The 17,889-nt window shown below is 63.9% G+C and carries 12 protein-coding genes; 6 read left to right on the forward strand and 6 right to left on the reverse strand.

All coding sequences use genetic code 11. The features are described 5' to 3' along the window. Positions 1–83: 83 nt before the first annotated feature. From V1277_RS19630 to V1277_RS19640, 3 genes are all read left to right on the forward strand, one after another. Complete coding sequence (locus V1277_RS19630) at positions 84–1,085, forward strand: SPFH domain-containing protein (RefSeq protein WP_334417720.1); 1,002 nt, start codon at positions 84–86, stop codon at positions 1,083–1,085. Positions 1,086–1,121: 36 nt separating this feature from the next. Then, positions 1,122–1,568, forward strand: a complete 447-nt coding sequence (locus tag V1277_RS19635) for an NfeD family protein (protein ID WP_334370326.1) — start codon at positions 1,122–1,124, stop codon at positions 1,566–1,568. Between the two features lie 74 nt (positions 1,569–1,642). Beyond that, positions 1,643–2,197 carry a carboxymuconolactone decarboxylase family protein gene (locus V1277_RS19640; RefSeq protein ID WP_334417721.1) on the forward strand — a complete coding sequence of 185 codons (555 nt, stop codon included), beginning with the start codon at positions 1,643–1,645 and terminating at the stop codon, positions 2,195–2,197. Between the two features lie 104 nt (positions 2,198–2,301). On the opposite strand, the gene V1277_RS19645 is transcribed toward V1277_RS19640, so the two are convergent. Then, positions 2,302–3,315 (reverse strand): KpsF/GutQ family sugar-phosphate isomerase, encoded by a 1,014-nt coding sequence (locus V1277_RS19645; protein ID WP_334417722.1) that lies wholly within the window; start codon positions 3,313–3,315, stop codon positions 2,302–2,304. Between the two features lie 194 nt (positions 3,316–3,509). Here V1277_RS19645 and V1277_RS19650 point away from each other — a divergent pair, with 194 nt between their 5' ends. Beyond that, entirely contained in the window at positions 3,510–5,213 is a 1,704-nt protein-coding gene (locus V1277_RS19650; protein WP_334417723.1) for an outer membrane beta-barrel protein, read from the forward strand. 168 nt (positions 5,214–5,381) lie between these two features. On the opposite strand, the gene V1277_RS19655 is transcribed toward V1277_RS19650, so the two are convergent. Together V1277_RS19655 and gltB are read right to left on the reverse strand one after the other, a co-directional pair. Further along, positions 5,382–6,839: a glutamate synthase subunit beta gene (locus tag V1277_RS19655; protein WP_334370322.1), complete on the reverse strand. Its 1,458-nt coding sequence runs from the start codon at positions 6,837–6,839 to the stop codon at positions 5,382–5,384. A gap of 153 nt (positions 6,840–6,992) precedes the next feature. Beyond that, complete coding sequence (gene gltB, locus V1277_RS19660; RefSeq protein WP_334417724.1) at positions 6,993–11,726, reverse strand: glutamate synthase large subunit; 4,734 nt, start codon at positions 11,724–11,726, stop codon at positions 6,993–6,995. 479 nt (positions 11,727–12,205) lie between these two features. Between gltB and V1277_RS19665 the strand changes: the two genes are divergently transcribed. After that, the gene (locus V1277_RS19665) at positions 12,206–12,946 is read left to right on the forward strand and encodes a hypothetical protein (protein WP_334420412.1); all 741 of its coding nucleotides are present in this window, start codon (positions 12,206–12,208) and stop codon (positions 12,944–12,946) included. Between the two features lie 279 nt (positions 12,947–13,225). Here the strand turns inward: V1277_RS19665 and V1277_RS19670 are convergent, their stop codons facing one another. Further along, entirely contained in the window at positions 13,226–13,693 is a 468-nt protein-coding gene (locus tag V1277_RS19670; protein ID WP_028350462.1) for an Hsp20 family protein, read from the reverse strand. A 247-nt stretch (positions 13,694–13,940) separates the two neighbouring features. On the opposite strand from V1277_RS19670, the gene V1277_RS19675 reads away from it, so the two are divergent. After that, the gene (locus tag V1277_RS19675) at positions 13,941–14,888 is read left to right on the forward strand and encodes an alpha/beta hydrolase (RefSeq protein WP_334417725.1); all 948 of its coding nucleotides are present in this window, start codon (positions 13,941–13,943) and stop codon (positions 14,886–14,888) included. 184 nt (positions 14,889–15,072) lie between these two features. Here V1277_RS19675 and V1277_RS19680 read toward each other — a convergent pair whose 3' ends face one another. After that, the gene (locus V1277_RS19680; protein ID WP_334417726.1) at positions 15,073–15,747 is read right to left on the reverse strand and encodes a hypothetical protein; all 675 of its coding nucleotides are present in this window, start codon (positions 15,745–15,747) and stop codon (positions 15,073–15,075) included. A 155-nt stretch (positions 15,748–15,902) separates the two neighbouring features. Further along, positions 15,903–17,714: a tetratricopeptide repeat protein gene (locus V1277_RS19685; RefSeq protein ID WP_334417727.1), complete on the reverse strand. Its 1,812-nt coding sequence runs from the start codon at positions 17,712–17,714 to the stop codon at positions 15,903–15,905. Positions 17,715–17,889 lie beyond the last annotated feature (175 nt).

Here is a 17,889-nt window from a genome sequence, read left to right on the forward strand (position 1 = left end):
CCGGCTGAACCGGGCCTACGCCGTTGCAGACAAATGAGAGATCGCGCCGGGCAACGCACCTTTGCCGGCTTTGGAGGGACTTTATGAGTGGCTTCGACATTTTCGCGATTGCCCTTGTTCTACTTGTCATTGCCACATTGTTCGCGGGCGTCAAAACGGTGCCGCAGGGCTATGATTGGACCATCGAGCGGTTCGGCAAATACACCCGCACGCTGTCGCCGGGGTTGAACCTCATCATTCCCTATTTCGACCGCGTCGGCCGCAAGATGAACATGATGGAGCAGGTGATCAACATTCCCGAGCAGGAGGTGATCACCAAGGACAACGCCACCGTGACGGTGGATGGCGTCGCGTTCTTCCAGGTGTTCGACGCCGCGAAAGCAAGCTACGAGGTCGCCAATCTCGAGCAGGCCATCATCGTTCTGACCATGACCAACATCCGCTCGGTGATGGGTTCGATGGACCTCGACCAGGTGCTGTCGCATCGCGACGAGATCAACGAGCGGCTGCTGCGCGTGGTTGATGCGGCCGTCTCGCCATGGGGGCTCAAGGTCAACCGCATCGAGATCAAGGACATCGTGCCGCCGGCCGACCTGGTGGAAGCGATGGGCCGGCAGATGAAGGCCGAGCGCGTCAAGCGCGCCGACATTCTGCAGGCCGAGGGCCAGCGCCAGTCGGAAATCCTGCGCGCCGAAGGCGCCAAACAGGGTCAGATTTTGCAGGCCGAAGGCCGCCGCGAAGCCGCATTCCGCGACGCCGAAGCGCGCGAGCGCCTGGCGGAGGCGGAAGCCAAGGCGACGCAGATGGTCTCCGAATCCATCGCCAAGGGCGATGTCGCAGCGTTGAACTATTTTATCGCCGACAAGTACATCAAGGCGTTCGGACAGTTTGCGGATTCGCCGAACCAGAAGATCCTGATGATCCCGCTGGAAGCAACTTCCGTGCTGTCCTCGCTCGCCGGCATCGGCGAGATCGCCAAGGCGACGTTTGGCGAGAGCGCAGCTTCCGCTGCGGCCGCCGCACGGCGGACATCGTCGGTGCCGAACGCTGGCCCGACCCCGCCTCCGGTCACGCCGCAGCGGTGAGAGCTTGATCTGGAGGATCGATTAGAGGTTCGTGTCATGACCGACATATTCTCGACGTTAGGCACCTGGAATTGGCTGATCTTCGGCTTCGTCCTGATGGCGCTGGAATTGCTCGCGCCGGGTGTCTTCATGTTCTGGCTCGGGCTCGCGGCGCTATTGGTCGGGCTCGTCTCGTTTGCGATCAGCCCGTCCTGGCAGACGCAGCTCCTGATGTTTGCGGTGTTCGCGGTTGCCGCGGTACCGGCATGGCGGCACTTTGCGCGCAGCGAAGGCAGCCGCAGCCTGAGCAACCCGTTTCTCAACAACCGGACCAAGGCGCTGATCGGCCGAGAGTTCACGCTGGAAAAGCCGATCGTCGGCGGCACCGGCACCGTGCGGATCGACGACACGATCTGGCGCGTCGCCGGCCCCGACGCGCCGGCCGGCAGCCGCGTCAGGGTAGTGCAGGCCGATGGCGCCAGCCTGACGGTGGCGGTGGCTTAGCGCTCCATCATCTCCTTGCAATATGCTACAAAAACTGTAGCATTGCTACTGTATTAGTAGCAAGGGAGTTGGCCATGTCACAAACCGTGCCGCGCATCGCGCCACTTGAGCCGCCTTATGCACCTGACATTGCCGAGCAGTTCGACCGCATCATGCGCGGCGCGCCGCCGCTCGTGCTGTTTCGCGTCATGGCGGGCAACGCCCGCGCCTGGGAGAAATTCCGCGCCGGCAGCCTGCTGGATCGCGGGCCGCTCAGTTTGCGGGAGCGCGAGATCGTCATCGACCGCACCTGCGCGCGAACGGGCTGCGAGTACGAATGGGGCGTGCATGTCACGACGTTCGCGGAAGCCGCGCATCTGACGGAAGAGCAGGTCCGCGCCACCGTGCTCGGCGCCGCCACCGACGCATGCTGGTCGCCGGCAGAGCAGGCCCTGATCGCCGCCGTCGATGCGCTGCATGAGCGCGCCACGCTCGATGGCGCCGAATTCGCAGCGCTGTCGGCGCATTACGACGAGGCGAAAATATTCGAGATCATCCTGCTGTGCGGATTCTACCGCACCGTCTCGTATCTCGCGAACGGACTGGCGCTGCCGCTGGAGGAGAAGGTGGCGCGGTTTCCGAAGGTCTAACCCCGTCATTGCGAGCGAAGCGAAGCAATCCATCTCGCGGCATAACGGATAGGTGGATTGCTTCGTCGCTTGCGCTCCTCGCAATGACGGGGAGAGGTCGGGAGTTACGCCACGCCCGCGCGCAGGAAATCGTGCAGGTGCACGATGCCGATCGGCTTATTGGCGTCGGTCACGATCAGCGTCGTGATCTTCGAGGAGTTGAGGATCTCCAGCGCCTCACCGGCCAGCACGTCGCGGTCGATCGTCTTCGGATTCCTCGTCATCACCTCGTCGACGGTGGCCGACATGAGCTGCGGCCCCATATGGCGGCGCAGGTCGCCGTCGGTGACAATGCCGACGATGTGGCCGCGTGCATCGACAATACCGACACAGCCAAAGCCCTTGGACGTCATCTCGACCAGCGCCTCGGACATGCTGGTGCCGAGCGGCTTCAGCGGCACCGCGTCGCCGGTATGCATGAGGTCGCGGGTGTACTTCAGGAGCGCGCCGAGCTTGCCGCCGGGATGCAGCACGCTGAAATCGACCGAGGTAAAGCCGCGGCCTTCCAGCAGCGCGATCGCCAGCGCGTCGCCGAGCGCCAGCATCATCAGGGAAGAGGTGGTCGGCGCGAGATTGTGCGGGCAGGCCTCGCGTGCCTTCGGCAGCGTCAGCGCGATGCCGGCCGCCTTGGCGAGGGAAGATTCGCGCTCCGCCGTCATGGCGATCACGGCAATGCGGAAGCGCTTGGCATAGGTGATCAGATTCTTCATCTCTGGCTGCTCGCCGGACCACGATAGCGCCAGGATAACATCGTCCGGCGTGATCATGCCGAGGTCGCCATGGCTCGCTTCGGCCGCGTGGACGAAGAAGGCGGGCGTGCCGGTGGAGGCGAAGGTCGCGGCGACCTTGCGGCCGATATGGCCCGACTTGCCGAGCCCAGTGACGATCAGCCGTCCCTTGGCGTTCCGGATCAGATCGGTGGCGGCGACAAAGGGTGCGCGGAGATCGGACTGCAGCGCCGCCGCGATCGCGGCGATGCCGCTGCCCTCGGCATCGAGCGTGCGCAGCGCCGATTGGACGGCGGCATCAGCGGGTTCAGAGCCGGATGATTGTACCATCAGCGGATTCGGATTGGCCATGTCTGTCCCAGGGAAGGAGGGGCTTCGCGCCCCGAACCCCTGCATAGCATGGGCCGTCCGGCGAAGCGACGCGGGGCTGCCGCCCTCAACGGCTCATTAACCATAATTGTTTTAACTCCATTAACGAGGTGTTCCGCGAGCGTTCGGCGTTCGTCCACCAAGTATCTGTTTTTGTTGGGGTATATTTTATCGTGATGGCGGGGCCAGCATCGGGCCGGAACAGCCGCGCGCGCCTCTTCCGCGCAGCCTTGCCGTGCCTTGCGCTGATCGCCCTGACCGGAACCGCAGTGCGAGCGCAAACCCTCACGCCGGACCTGTTCAGCTCAAGGCGCACCAGCCAGATGCCGCCGCCGGATTCGCCGCTGCGCCGGACGGCGGCAGAGGTGAACGATCCCCTTAACAGCCCGAAGCTGCAGGAGAGCGACAAGCCCGCGCCGTCGCGGATCGGGCAGATCCCGAAATACGGTCTGCCGGCCGCCAGCGGCGCAGCCGACATCGGCTACGATTCGCTCAACCGCAAGCGCAAGAAGCCGAAATACTATCCGGGGCAAGTGAAGCCGAAGCCGCCGGTCGGACCCGGCAGTCCGCCGCCGCCAATTGCGTCGAACACGCGGCTGCGGCTGTCGATTCCTCCATCGGAGTCGGCGCATAAAACTCCGATCCCGCCGGCAATGGCAGGCACGGTGATGGGTCAGCCGCCGCGCAAGCGTCTCAGGATCGATGACGATCCGTTCGGCGCGGTCGGCGATTACGCCGGCAGCTTCCTGATCAAATCCGCGGTCGAATTCTCGGGCGGCTACGACACCAATCCCGGCCGGCTCGTCCCCGCGCAAGGCAAGCCGTTCTATGTGATCGCGCCGGAATTCTTGGCGGTCTCCGACTGGGAGCGTCATGCGCTGGTGGCCGATCTGCGCGGCTCCTTCACCGGCTACGGCAGCAATCTCGCGCCGAACGCGGATGGCACGCCGCTGTCGGCGCCGCTCGATGTCGACCGGCCCAACTTCATCGGCCATGTCGACGGCCGGCTCGACGTCAGCCGCGACACGAGGCTGACCGCGCAGGGACGCTTATTCGTCTCGACCGACAATCCCGGCAGCCCGAACGTGCAGGCCGGCCTCGCCAGATATCCGATCTACACCACGCTGGGCACCACTGTCGGCGTCGACCAGAGCTTCAACCGGCTGCAGGTTTCCGCCGGCGCCACCGTCGACCGCACCGACTACACCAACTCAAAACTCACCGACGGCACTTCAACGACCAACGACGACCGCAACTTCAGCCAGTACGGCGTCGTCGGCCGCGTCAGCTATGATTTAAAGCCGGGCATAAAGCCGTTCGTGGAAGTGCAAGGTGACAGCCGCGTGCATGACGTCAGGCTCGACCGCAGCGGATTTGCGCGCGATTCCAGTGGTGGCTACGTCAAGGGCGGCACCAGCTTCGAATTCTCGCGGCTATTGACCGGCGAAATCGCCGTCGGCTACGCCGCGCGCGACTATGTCGATCCGAGGCTCGATCGCCTGGAAGGCCTGCTCGTCTCGTCCTCGCTGGTCTGGACCGCAACGCCGCTGACGACGGCAAAATTCTATTCCGACACCACGATCACGGAGACCACGCTGCCAGGCACGTCGGGCGTGCTGACGCATGTCTACACCGTCGAAGTCGACCACGACTTCCGCCGCTGGCTGACCGCGATCGGCAAGTTCACCTGGGGCTCGCTCGACTATCAGGGCAATCCGAGGCGCGACAAGATCTACGCGGTGTCAGGCGAGGCCATCTACAAGATGAACCGCAATGTCTGGCTCAGGGGCACGCTGCGGCGCGACTGGCTGGATTCGAATTTGGCGGGGAACAGCACGGCGTCGACGGTGGTGATGCTGGGGGTGAGATTGCAGCATTAGGCGCTCGGCTCTCCGCGTGCGTTCCCCGGATGCTGCGCAGCACGAAGTGATGCGCTGCTGATCCGGGGTCCATGCGAGCGGCGCCATGGGTCCCGGCTCTGCGGAGCAGCGTTACACGCTGCACCGCGTCCGGGACACGAGGTTACACAAAAAGCTTTGAGTGTTGTGCTACCGCGGCAGCGTCGTCGTCCCCATCAAATACTGGTCGATCGCCCGCGCGCACAAGCGCCCTTCGCGGATTGCCCACACCACCAGCGACTGCCCGCGGCGCATGTCGCCTGCGGAGAAGAGGTTCGGCAGCGAGGTCTTGTAGTCGGCCATGTTGGCGCGGACGTTGCCGCGCTGGTCGAGGTCGACGCCGAGCGTCTTCAGCATGCCTTCGTGCACAGGATGCACGAAGCCCATGGCGAGCAGCACGAGCTGCGCTTCGAGCTCGAATTCGGTGCCTGCAATCGGCTTGAACTTGTCGTCGACCTTCACGCAGTGCAGCTTTTGCACCTTGCCGTCGACACCCGAGAATTTTTGCGTCAGGACCGCGAATTCGCGGCTCGCGCCCTCGGCCTGGCTCGACGAGGTCCGCATCTTCAACGGCCAGTTCGGCCACGTCACGCCCTTGTTCTCGTGCTCGGGCGGCGCCGCCATGATCTCGAGTTGAGTCACGGACTTCGCACCCTGCCGGAACGAAGTTCCGATGCAGTCGGAGCCGGTGTCGCCACCGCCGATCACGACGACATGCTTGCCGCCGGCGAGAATGTCCTTCGCGTCGCCGAGCGGCTCGGAGGAGACGCGGCGGTTTTGCTGCGGCAGGAAGTCCATCGCAAAATGGATGCCGTCGAGATCACGGCCGGGGATCGGCAGATCGCGGCCGGCTTCGGCGCCGCCGGTCAAGGCTACCGCGTCATACTGGTTGAGCAGCTCGCGCGGATCGATCGCACCTTGTGACGTGCCGCCGACATGGACGCCGTAATGGAACGTCACGCCCTCGGCCTCCATTTGCGCCACGCGGCGGTCGATGATGTGCTTTTCCATCTTGAAGTCGGGAATGCCGTAACGAAGCAATCCGCCCGCCTTGGCGAACTTCTCGTAGACATGGACGTCATGGCCGGCGCGCGCGAGCTGCTGCGCGGCCGCAAGGCCTGCAGGGCCGGAGCCGACGATCGCGACCTTCTTGCCGGTCTTGGCGGGTGCGACTTCCGGCTTCAGCCAGCCGCTGTCCCAGGCGCGGTCGACGATCGCGCATTCGATCGTCTTGATGGTGACCGGGTTGTCGTCGATGTTGAGCGTACAGGACGCCTCGCACGGCGCCGGGCAGATGCGGCCGGTGAACTCCGGGAAATTGTTGGTCGAGTGCAGGTTGCGCGAGGCTTCTTCCCAGTTGCCCTGGTAGACGAGGTCGTTGAAATCGGGGATCTGGTTATTGACCGGGCAGCCCGGCGTGCCCGGCGCTACCGAGCCGGTGCCATGGCAATAGGGGATGCCGCAATTCATGCAGCGCGCAGCCTGGTCGCGGGTGTCCTTCTCGCTCAGGGGAATGACGAATTCGCGATAATGCTTCAACCGCTCGGCGACCGGCGTGTACTTGCGTTCGTTCCGGTCGATCTCGAGGAAACCTGTGATCTTGCCCATTAAACCCTGATGCCCCTGCATCTCTCTTTCGTCTGTTCGCTCGACCCTCATCCTGAGGAGCGGCATGCGCCGCGTCTCGAAGGATGAAGGCCCGTGTGTTGGCCTCATGGTTCGAGACGGCGCTTCGCGCCTCCCACCATGAGGGTCTAAGGTTTAAGCCCCGATCGCGATTTTCGGCTCGGCGTCGGCGTTCACCTTCAATTCCTTCAGCGCGCGGCGGTATTCCACCGGCATCACCTTGCGGAATTTAGGCAGCCAGACTTTCCAGTTCGCGAGGATCTCGGCGGCCTTCTTCGAGCCAGCCAGTTTGGCGTGGCGCGTGATCAGCACGTGCAGCCGCTCGATGTCGGAGTCGAGCAGGTTCTGGAACACGTCGACCCGGCCATGCGCTTCGAGATCGCCGGAATGGTGGTAGGTGTTCTGGTTGATCATCTCTTCCGAGAGCACCGGCTCCAGTTCAACCATCGCCATGTTGCAGAGTTTTGCGAAGTCGCCGGCCTCGTCGAGCACATAGGCGATGCCGCCGGACATGCCGGCCGCGAAGTTGCGGCCAGTCTTGCCCAGCACCACGACGATGCCGCCGGTCATGTATTCGCAGCAATGATCGCCGGCGCCTTCGACGACCGCGATAGCGCCGGAGTTGCGCACCGCAAAGCGTTCGCCGGCGATGCCGCGGAAGTAGCATTCGCCCTCGATCGCGCCGTACATCACCGTATTGCCGACGATGATGGATTCTTCCGGCACGATGCCGGAATTCCGCGGCGGCCTGACGACGATGCGGCCGCCCGACAGGCCTTTGCCGACATAGTCGTTTCCTTCGCCTTCGAGATCGAAGGTGACGCCCTTGGCCAGCCACGCGCCGAACGCCTGGCCTGCCGTGCCCTTCAGGCTGACATGAATGGTGTCATGCGGCAGCCCGGCATGGCCGTAGATTTTCGCCACTGCTCCGGACAGCATCGCGCCGGCCGAGCGGTCGGTGTTGTTGATCTCTTCCTCGATTTTCACCGGCGCGCCGCGGTCGAGCGCGGCCTGCGCCTTCTCGATCAGGCGGCGGTCGAGCACCTTCTCCAGATGATGGTTCTGGGCTTCGGCGTGATAGATCTTCTGGCCCTTCTCTTCCTTCTGGCGGACGAAGAGCTTTGAGAAGTCGAGCCCCTTGGCCTTCCAGTGCGCCACCAGCGTGGACTGGTCGAGCATCTGGGTCTGGCCGACCATTTCGTCGAACTTCTTGTAGCCGAGCTGCGCCATGATCTCGCGCACTTCCTCGGCGACGAAGAAGAAATAGTTGATGACGTGCTCGGGCTGGCCGGTGAAGCGCTTGCGCAGCACCGGATCCTGGGTCGCGACGCCGACCGGGCAGGTGTTGAGATGGCACTTGCGCATCATGATGCAGCCGGCCGCGATCAGCGGCGCAGTGGCGAAACCGAACTCGTCGGCGCCGAGAAGCGCGCCGATCACGACGTCGCGCCCGGTGCGGAAGCCGCCGTCGACCTGGACCACGATGCGGCTGCGCAGCCGCTCGCGCACCAGCGTCTGATGGGTTTCGGCAAGCCCGATTTCCCACGGGCTGCCGGCGTGCTTGATCGAGGTGAGCGGCGAGGCGCCGGTGCCGCCTTCGAAGCCCGCAATGGTGACATGGTCGGCGCGCGCCTTGGCAACGCCCGCGGCCACCGTGCCGACGCCGATTTCGGAAACCAGCTTGACCGAGACCTGACCGTCCGGATTGACGTTCTTGAGGTCGTAGATGAGCTGCGCCAGATCCTCGATCGAATAGATGTCGTGATGCGGCGGCGGCGAGATCAGGCCGACGCCGGGGGTCGAATGCCGCACGCGCGCAATCGTCGCGTCGACCTTGTGGCCGGGCAACTGGCCGCCTTCACCGGGCTTGGCGCCCTGGGCCATCTTGATCTGCATCATGTCGGAGTTGACGAGATATTCCGTCGTCACGCCGAAACGGCCCGACGCGACCTGCTTGATCGCCGAGCGCATTGAATCGCCGTTCGGCATCGGCTTGAAGCGATCGGCCTCCTCGCCGCCTTCGCCGGTGTTCGACTTGCCGCCGATCCGGTTCATGGCGATCGCCAGCGTGGTGTGCGCCTCGCGCGAGATCGAGCCGAAGCTCATCGCACCCGTGGCGAAGCGCTTGACGATCTCGGAGGCCGGCTCGACCTGGTCGAGCTTCACCGGCTTGCGCTTCTCGTCCTCGGCGGTCTTGATCCGGAACAGGCCGCGCAGCGTCAACAGCCGCTCCGACTGCTCGTTGAGGATCTTCGCGAACGCGCGATAGCGCTCCTGCGAGTTGCCGCGCACGGCATGCTGCAGCGCTGAGACGGACTCAGCCGTCCAGGCGTGGTCCTCGCCGCGGGTGCGGTAGGCGTATTCGCCGCCGACATCGAGCGCGGTCTTGTAAACCTGCGCGTCGCCGAACGCGTCCGTATGGCGCCGCACCGTTTCCTCGGCGATTTCAACCAGGCCCACGCCCTCGATGCGGGTGTGGGTGCCGGCAAAATACTTCGCGACGAAATCGGCCTTCAGCCCGACGGCGTCAAAAATCTGCGCGCCGCAATAGGACTGGTAGGTCGAGATGCCCATCTTGGACATCACCTTCAGGAGGCCCTTGCCGATCGACTTGATGTAGCGCTTGACGATCTCGTAGTCGTCGAGCGCGCCCGGCAGGCGGTCCTTCATCGCGATGATGGTCTCGAACGCCAGATACGGATTGATCGCCTCGGCGCCGTATCCGGCCAGGCATGCGAAATGATGCACCTCGCGCGGCTCGCCGGATTCGACGACGATGCCGACCGAGGTGCGCAAGCCGGTGCGGATCAGATGATGATGCACGGCGGCGCAGGCGAGCAGCGAGGGGATCGGAATCCGGTCGGTGCCCGCCATGCGGTCGGACAGGATGATGATGTTGACGCCTTCGCGCACCGCGCCTTCGGCGCGCGCGCAGAGTTCGTCGAGCACCTGCTCCATCCCCGCCGCGCCGAAGCCGGCATGGAATGTGGTGTCGAGCGTGCGCGACTTGAAATGGGTATCAGCGACATCGGAGATCGAGCGGATCTTCTCCAGGTCCGCATCGGTCAGGATCGGCTGGCGCACCTCGAGCCGCTTGGTCGAGGCCATGCCCTGCAGGTCGAACAGGTTCGGCCGCGGCCCGATGATCGAGACGAGGCTCATGACGAGTTCCTCGCGGATCGGGTCGATCGGCGGGTTGGTGACCTGCGCGAAATTCTGTTTGAAATACGTGAACAACGGCTTCGGCCGGTCCGACAGCGCCGAGATCGGCGTATCGTTGCCCATCGAGCCGGCGGCTTCCTCGCCGGTGGCCGCCATCGGCGTCATCAGGATGTTGATGTCTTCCTGCGAATAGCCGAACGCCTGCTGCCGGTCGAGCAGCGGCAGGTTAGAACGCATGCCCTTGACGGGCGCATCGGGCAATTCCTCCAGCACGAGCTGGGTGCGATGCAGCCAGTCGCTGTAGGGGTGGCTCTTGGCCAGCGTCGCCTTGATCTCGTCGTCGGGAATGAGGCGTCCCTGTTCGAGGTCGACCAAAAGCATCTTGCCGGGCTGCAGCCGCCACTTGGTGACGATCTGATCCTCCGGGATCTTGAGCACGCCCATTTCGGACGCCATCACGATGCGGTCGTCCTTGGTGACGAGATAGCGCGCGGGACGGAGCCCGTTGCGGTCGAGCGTGGCGCCGATCTGGCGGCCGTCGGTGAACGCGATCGCGGCAGGGCCGTCCCACGGCTCCATCAGGGCTGCGTGATATTCGTAGAAGGCGCGGCGCTGCTCATCCATCAGCGGATTGCCGGCCCACGCTTCCGGAATCATCATCATGACGGCGTGCGGCAGCGAGTAGCCGCCCTGCACCAGGAATTCGAGTGCGTTGTCGAAGCAGGCGGTGTCGCTCTGGCCTTCGTAGGAGATCGGCCAGAGGCGGCTGATGTCCTTGCCGTAGAGCTCCGAGTGAACGGAAGCCTGCCGCGCCGCCATCCAGTTGACGTTGCCGCGCAGCGTGTTGATTTCGCCGTTATGGGCGATCATCCGGTACGGATGCGCCAGCGACCAGGTCGGGAAGGTGTTGGTCGAGAAGCGCTGATGCACCAGCGCCAGCGCGCTCTCGAAATCCTCTTCGTGCAGGTCGGGATAGTACTTGCCGAGCTGGTCGGCGAGGAACATGCCCTTATAGATCACCGTCCGGCACGACAGCGAGACCGGGTAATAGCCGGCGAGCCCGCGGTCGCGGCGCTGGTAGATCGCCTGCGAGATCGACTTGCGCAGGATGTAGAGCCTGCGCTCGAACTCGTCCTCGGTCTTCGCCGTGCCGTTGCGGCCGATGAAGACCTGCATGTGGTAGGGTTCGGTCGGCTTGACGGTTTCGCCGAGCGAAGCGTTGTCGGACGGCACATCGCGCCAGCCGAGCAGCACGAGACCCTCTTCCTTGATCTGTTCGGCGATGATGCTCTGGATCACCTTTCGCCACGCCGTCTCCTTCGGCATGAACAGCGCGCCGATCGCGTAGTGGCCGGGCTCCGGCAGCTTGAAGCCGAGCTCGGCAGTCTTGCGCGAAAAGAACGCGTGCGGGATCTGCACCAGAATGCCGGCACCGTCGCCGGCGCGCGGATCGGCGCCGACTGCGCCGCGATGTTCGAGGTTGCAGAGAATGCTGATCGCGTCGGAGACGATCTGATGCGACTTGCGGCCCTTGATGTTGGCGATGAAGCCGACGCCGCAGGAATCCTTCTCCATGCCGAGGTCGTACAGGCCCTCGGCCGGCGGGCGCCAGTCATGCTCGCGCGCAATATCGGCCGGTTTCGAAGCCGCGGTCGCCGACAGGGTTTCTGTCACGATGTTTTCGCGCTCGAATTCCGACCCGCTCATCTCATTCCTCTCAAAAAGGCTAAGGGCCTCACCGCATCGTCGGCGCACCTTGGACGCTTGCGGCACCCACCGGGCCACCGCTCGTCCGCCGCGAGCCGCAATTTCTTAAATTCAGGCTTGGGCGTTCAACGTCCCTGAGGAACGGCCTTGCCTGCACTGCCCTGGAGCTCGTGTCGCCACGGTTTCGTTGCAATCCCTGTGCCGGGACGGCTCCGCAATTGAGACAGTGATACTGTCCTAACTTCGACCATGCCAAATTTTTCTTTATCACACAAGCGCGTGAAAGTCCTCGCCCGCATGCGGATCTGTGCTTGGTGGCCCGGGGGAAAAGCCGCCCGCTGGAGTTTGCGGCAGCAGCGCCCCGATCCGGCCCAAGGACCGCCGGATTTCGCAATGAAATTCGCCCTGGGCCGTCGGCGAGCGAGCAAAATGCTCCGGCTACGGTCCGGAGGCTGCGGGGCTTACAGGAGCTTTCGGTGATGAAGTTGTTCACGGGATCTTTGGCGGCGGGACTGGTCCTTCTTGTGGGCGGCGCGCAGGCGCAGGTGCCCGGGCCTTATGAGATCGGGCGCTCGCCATACAGGGCGGCATCGGATTTCGACGCTCCCTATGCGGTGGCACCGCAACCGGTTCCCGGGCCGTACGACGAGCCCGGGCCGCGCTACGGAGCCGCGCCGCAGTATGGATACGGTCCGGGACTGTTGCCGTCGACGGAAGTCTATTCCGTCTTGCGCGATAACGGATTTTCGCCGCTTGGTATCCCGAGGCTGCGCGGCATCGTTTACACGATTGCGGCGCTCGACCGCGGCGGCGAGGACGGCCGGCTGGTGATCGACGCACGCAACGGCCGGATCATCCGTTTCGTGCCGTCGTCCCGGATGGGCGATAATTTCTACGAGGAGCACAGTGCGCTTCCGGCAGCTCCGGGGGCTCCGCCGCCGCAGGCCCATGCGCCGGCCACCCCGGCCAATGTCCAGGCCGCGCCGCGGCCGCAGCGGCCGGCCTCCCATGTCGCGAGCCGCGCGGTGCCGATGCCGAAGGCCAGTCCGGTCGCCGCCAAACCTGCAGCGGCGCCGGTCAAGCAGGCTGCAGCGCCTGCGCCGAAGCCGACCGAAGTTCAGGCCGCAGCATCGCCGGCGGTGACGGGTGCGGTCCCGGCCAAGCCCGCCCCGCAGATTGCGCCGACGCAGGCGATGCCTGACGTGCAGGGGCTGGAGTAACTCTCTGAAGTAACTCTGTCGTCGTCCCTGGAACGCAGGGACGACAGCAATAAAAAATGCCCCGATCTTTCCGGGGCGTTTTCATTGCGATGCGCTATTCGTGCTGTCCGGCGCCGGTGGCGGGGCACGCGGTCAGATGGTCGTTGCAGAAGCGGACATCATTTAAATTCGCTGTTAATGAGCGGAGCCGGATTGCGCCGTCTTCGTGATGCGCACAAAAAAACGCCCCGGTGCCCGGGGCGTTTTCGCGTTCAGCCAATACCGGCTGAACCTACCGTGTTACGCGGCGACCGAAGCGTCGACCACCTGCGGGGCCTGCGCGCCCGAATTGATCGGAATGCTGCGCGGCTTCTTGGCCTCGGGGATCTCGCGGACGAGATCGACGTGGAGCAAGCCGTTCTCGAGCGAGGCGTTCTTCACCTGCACGAAATCGGCAAGCTGGAAGACGCGCTCGAAGGCGCGCGCGGCGATGCCGCGGTAGAGCACTTCGGATTTGTCCTTGCCGTTCTCGTTGGCGGTTTTCTCGCCCTTGATCGTCAGCGTGTTTTCCTTCGCGACGATCGAAAGTTCGCCCTGCGAGAAGCCGGAAACCGCAACGCTGATGCGGTAGGCGTTCTCACCGGTGCGCTCGATGTTGTAGGGCGGATAACCGGGGCTGCCGTCGGAGGTAACCTGATCGAGCAGGTTGAAGAAGCGGTCGAAGCCGACGGTGGAACGATAAAATGGGGTAAGATCGTAGGTACGCATAGGGTAGTCCTCCATTGAGCGACTGTTGCAATTACCCGCCCGCCATCGGGCCGGGCTTTAGTCCTGTGCAGCCTCAGTTTTTGGAGCCTTAGGTTTTGAAGCCCTTGGCTTTGGTTCCGAAACACTGGTAGTGGCCTGCACAGAAGTGATATGGGAGGGGTGAAACGGCGTTCAAGAGGGGCGAAACAGGCCCTTTTTTACGCTCCCGCCTTGATTTTCAGCCCTTTTCACCTAGCCGGTTCCCGACATGACGCTCGTCTCGATTCCTGCCAATCCGGTTCCGGAGGACGTCGTCTCGGGCACTATCAAGACGCCCGACGGCGCGGAACTGAGGTTTGCACGCTGGGCGCCGCCGGCGGGCCGCAAGGGCACGGTCTGCGTCTTCACCGGGCGCAGCGAGCAGATCGAAAAATATTTCGAGACGGTGCGGGACTTGCGCGATCGCGGATTTGCGGTGGCGATGATCGACTGGCGCGGCCAGGGGCATTCCTCGCGCCGCCTGCGCGATCCGCGCAAAGGCTATGTCCGCGACTTCTCCGATTTCGAAGTGGACGTCGAGACCTTCGTGCAGCAGGTCGTGCTGCCGGATTGTCCGCCGCCGTATTTCGCGCTGGCGCATTCGATGGGCGGCGCGGTCATGCTGCGGGTGGCGCATGCAGGAAAACGCTGGTTCGACCGCATGGTGCTGTCGGCGCCGATGATCGACCTGCCGGGGCGCACGACATCGTTTCCGACCCGGGCGCTGCTTCGGATCATGCGGCTGATGGGGCAGGGCGGCCGCTACGTGCCCGGCGGCAGCGATGCGCTGACCGGAACGGAATCTTTCATCAACAACCCCTTCACCAGCGATCCCGTGCGCTACGCCCGCAACGCCGCGATCCTGGAAGAAGACCCGACGCTGGGCATCGGCTCGCCGACGGTGGCCTGGGCCGATACCGCGTTCCGGGCGATGAATATCTTTCGCGGCATGAACTACCCGTCCGAAATCCGCCAGCCGATCCTGATGCTGGCCGCCAGCAACGACACCATCGTCTCAACGGCGGCGATCGAGGAATTCGCCTATCACTTACGCGCCGGCTCGCATCTGGTGATCGCGGGCTCCAAGCACGAGATCCTGCAGGAGCAGGACCGCTACCGCTCGCAATTCTGGGCGGCGTTTGATGCGTTCGTGCCGGGCACGCCGCTGTTCAAGTGATTGCGCAGTACGCGCCGGCGTGCCCCGGATGCTGCGCAGCGCCATAAGCGCGTTCACGCGCGTCTTCGACGCGCTATGGCGAGCGGCGTGGTGCGCTGCTGATCCGGGGTCCATATGTTGCCGCAGCAGGTCCCGGCTCTGCGGCGCAGCGTTACACGCTGCACCGCGTCCGGGACACGAGAGCTCATATCTTGGCAGCCGCCGGCTTCGGCAGCCGATCCGTGATCCGCTCAGGCAAACGCCGCTCGACGAACAGCGTCCTGACTTCGGCGACGCTGAGGTAGCGCGCCTCGCCTTCGCCTTTGCCGAGGATTTTCAGCAGGACCGGCCATTCGCCCTTCATCAGGATCGGGAAGTACCAGCGCGCCGCATCGCCGTCGCGCTTGATATTGTCTGCCATGAAGGCCTCGATCTCCTTCGCTGTCAGTCCGATCTCGATGCCTCCAGCGGGATTTTTGCAGTCCTTGCCGAAGCTGGCGAGCCGTTCGATTTGGTCCTCATGGACGTTTGCTTCGGCATCGAGAATGCGTGAACCGCCGCCATGCTTGTCGAGCGGGCCGTTGCGCAGCTCGTCGAGCACGGCGCCAGACTTTGCGCTCTTGAATACGCGCAGCGGCCCGAGGCCGTTGGCAATGACGGCGATCATCGAGGCTTTCAGCCGCACCGTCTTTTGGGCAGAGCCGGTTTCGCCGCTTGCCAATCCGATCATTTCGGAGAGTTGCGAGAGCGGCACGACATGGCCGCCGACATAGCCGTTGGCGACCAATGCGCGCAGAAAGGGGCAGGGATTATTGGGCGAAACGGGTAACTGCCCGGCGGGCGCAGCGCCCGGGGCGGTGGCAATGCGTTGGTCCGACATGGCTCAAATCCTCAAAGGCGCCGAATATGAAAATGGCCGCTCCCGACGCGGAGGGGATGACGGTTCTGAAAATGGAATTCGGCGGCGCGCTACTTCAGGGTGTAGGTAAGTTTGGCGGAATTCGACGCCGTGTCAACCGAGGCGCCGTCCGCCCGTCAAGAATCCGCGGCAAGCTTCGGAGCGGAGTCGACGACGGTCAATCTGCTGAAGGGGATACCGGCCTTCACGAGGCCGTCGCGATAATGGGCGATGTCGGCCGCCGACTTCCAATGAAAGTTCCGCAAGTACCGGTCGACGGTCAGGTTTGGATAGTTGCTCAGGAGGACCTCGGCCGCGCTCTTGGCTTCCGCGGTTCGTCCCAATTGCGCGAGCGCTGCCGCCCGTATCGCCAGCGCCTGGAGATGATTGGGATTGACATAAAGCTCTTCGCGCGCCCAGGACAGCGAAGCGTCATATTGCCCGAGCAGGTAATGGCTGAACGCGTTCACGGCGGCCCACTGATATCGAGGGTCGTTGTTGCCTTGCTGCGCTGCCATCGTAAACAGTTCGATGGCTTGCCGGTGTTCGCCGCTCATCAGATGACAAAAGCCGAGCACGCCGCGGGCACCCATGTCGTACGGATTGAGCCCGACTGCGCGCTTTGCCGCATCCATTGACGCCTCGTAGTGTCCTTCCACCGCGTGCAGATAAGCCAGAATCTGAAACGCGAAAGACGAGCGGGGATCGAGCCGGACGCTGCTCTCCGCGAGACACATCGCGGAGTCCCACAATTCGCGCGTGCTCTTGATCCATCCGAACTGAATGCCCTGGATCTGGATGGTGGCGAGATAGGCGCGGGCGATCGACAGCGTCGGATCGAGCGCGATGGCTTCCTTGAACAGGCTGATCGAGGTTTCGTAGTCCGCCTTGGTGTGCAGGTAGTAGTAGGACAGCCCCTTGAGGAAGCGATCCCAGGCGCTGATGTCGTTCGACGAGGAACGGGGCGGGGCGGACGCTTCCGCCCGGTAGATTTCGGCCGCGATCGCCGCCGACAGGCTGGTGGTGAGTTCGTCCTGCATCGCGAACAGGTCGCCCATGTCGCGGTCGAACCGGCCGGTCCATAATTGCTCGCCGGTTTCGGGCGCGATCAAGTCGGCGGTGACGCGGATCTTGTTGGCGGCGCGGCGCACCGAGCCCTGGATCAGGTAGGTGGCGTCGATCTCGCGCGCGATCAGGCGCGTGCTCACGTTCTTTCCCTTGAACGAGAACGTCGAGTTGCGGCTCAGCACCCGATAGAACGATTGCAGTGATAGCGCGTGGATCAAGTCCTCGGTCAGCCCGTCGGAAAAATACTCGTCCGCGCTTTCGCTCAAATTCGTGAACGGCAGCACGCCCACGATCGCGGTGCGATATTGGGCAGGCAGGTTGGTAGCCGATATCTCGGACGCGGCTTTACGGGCCGGCCCGCTGTCGACACCGTCGGGTTGCCAGGTCCAGACATGGATCGGCTCCTCGATGTTCTTGAACCGGTAGGGACCGGCGTCGACGAATGTGACGCTGAGGCGCTTGCCCGCTTCATGACAGGCCTTGCCCGAAACCGCCACGCCGCCGGGCGCGGCGACCGATTCGAGGCGGACGGCAATATTGACGTCGTCGCCGAACACCTCGTCCTCATCGGCCATCACGTCGCCCATGTGGATGCCCATGCGAAACTGCATGGCGCGATCGGCGGGCAGGTGTTCGTTGCGTTCCGCCATCACCATCTGCATCGCGACCGCGGCCTCGATGGCGCCGACGATAGAGGGAAATTCCAGGAGGAAGCCGTCGCCGGTGTTCTTCACCAGCCGGCCGCCATGATTGAGGATGATCGGATAGATCGCGCTTCGATGGGCCTTGAACGTGGCATGCGTCCCCGCCTCGTCGGCTCCCATCATTCGGGAGTAGCCGGCGACGTCAGCGCAGACGATGGCTGCCAGGCGTCTTTCCATATCCCCACTATATCCCCAATGACACCCGAACGGGCAGGATAACCACTACGCGGTCAGCCAACCAATTCCAATGTTTATAAAATATGCGCAATCTGGTGGAAGCCCGATTTGCTCATGATAGTATTGCAATCCCTAAGGGATTGGCATGTGCGCAATAGGGCCGCGGGGACACCCA

Source organism: Bradyrhizobium sp. AZCC 1588, from assembly GCF_036924735.1.
Lineage (GTDB): Bacteria > Pseudomonadota > Alphaproteobacteria > Rhizobiales > Xanthobacteraceae > Bradyrhizobium.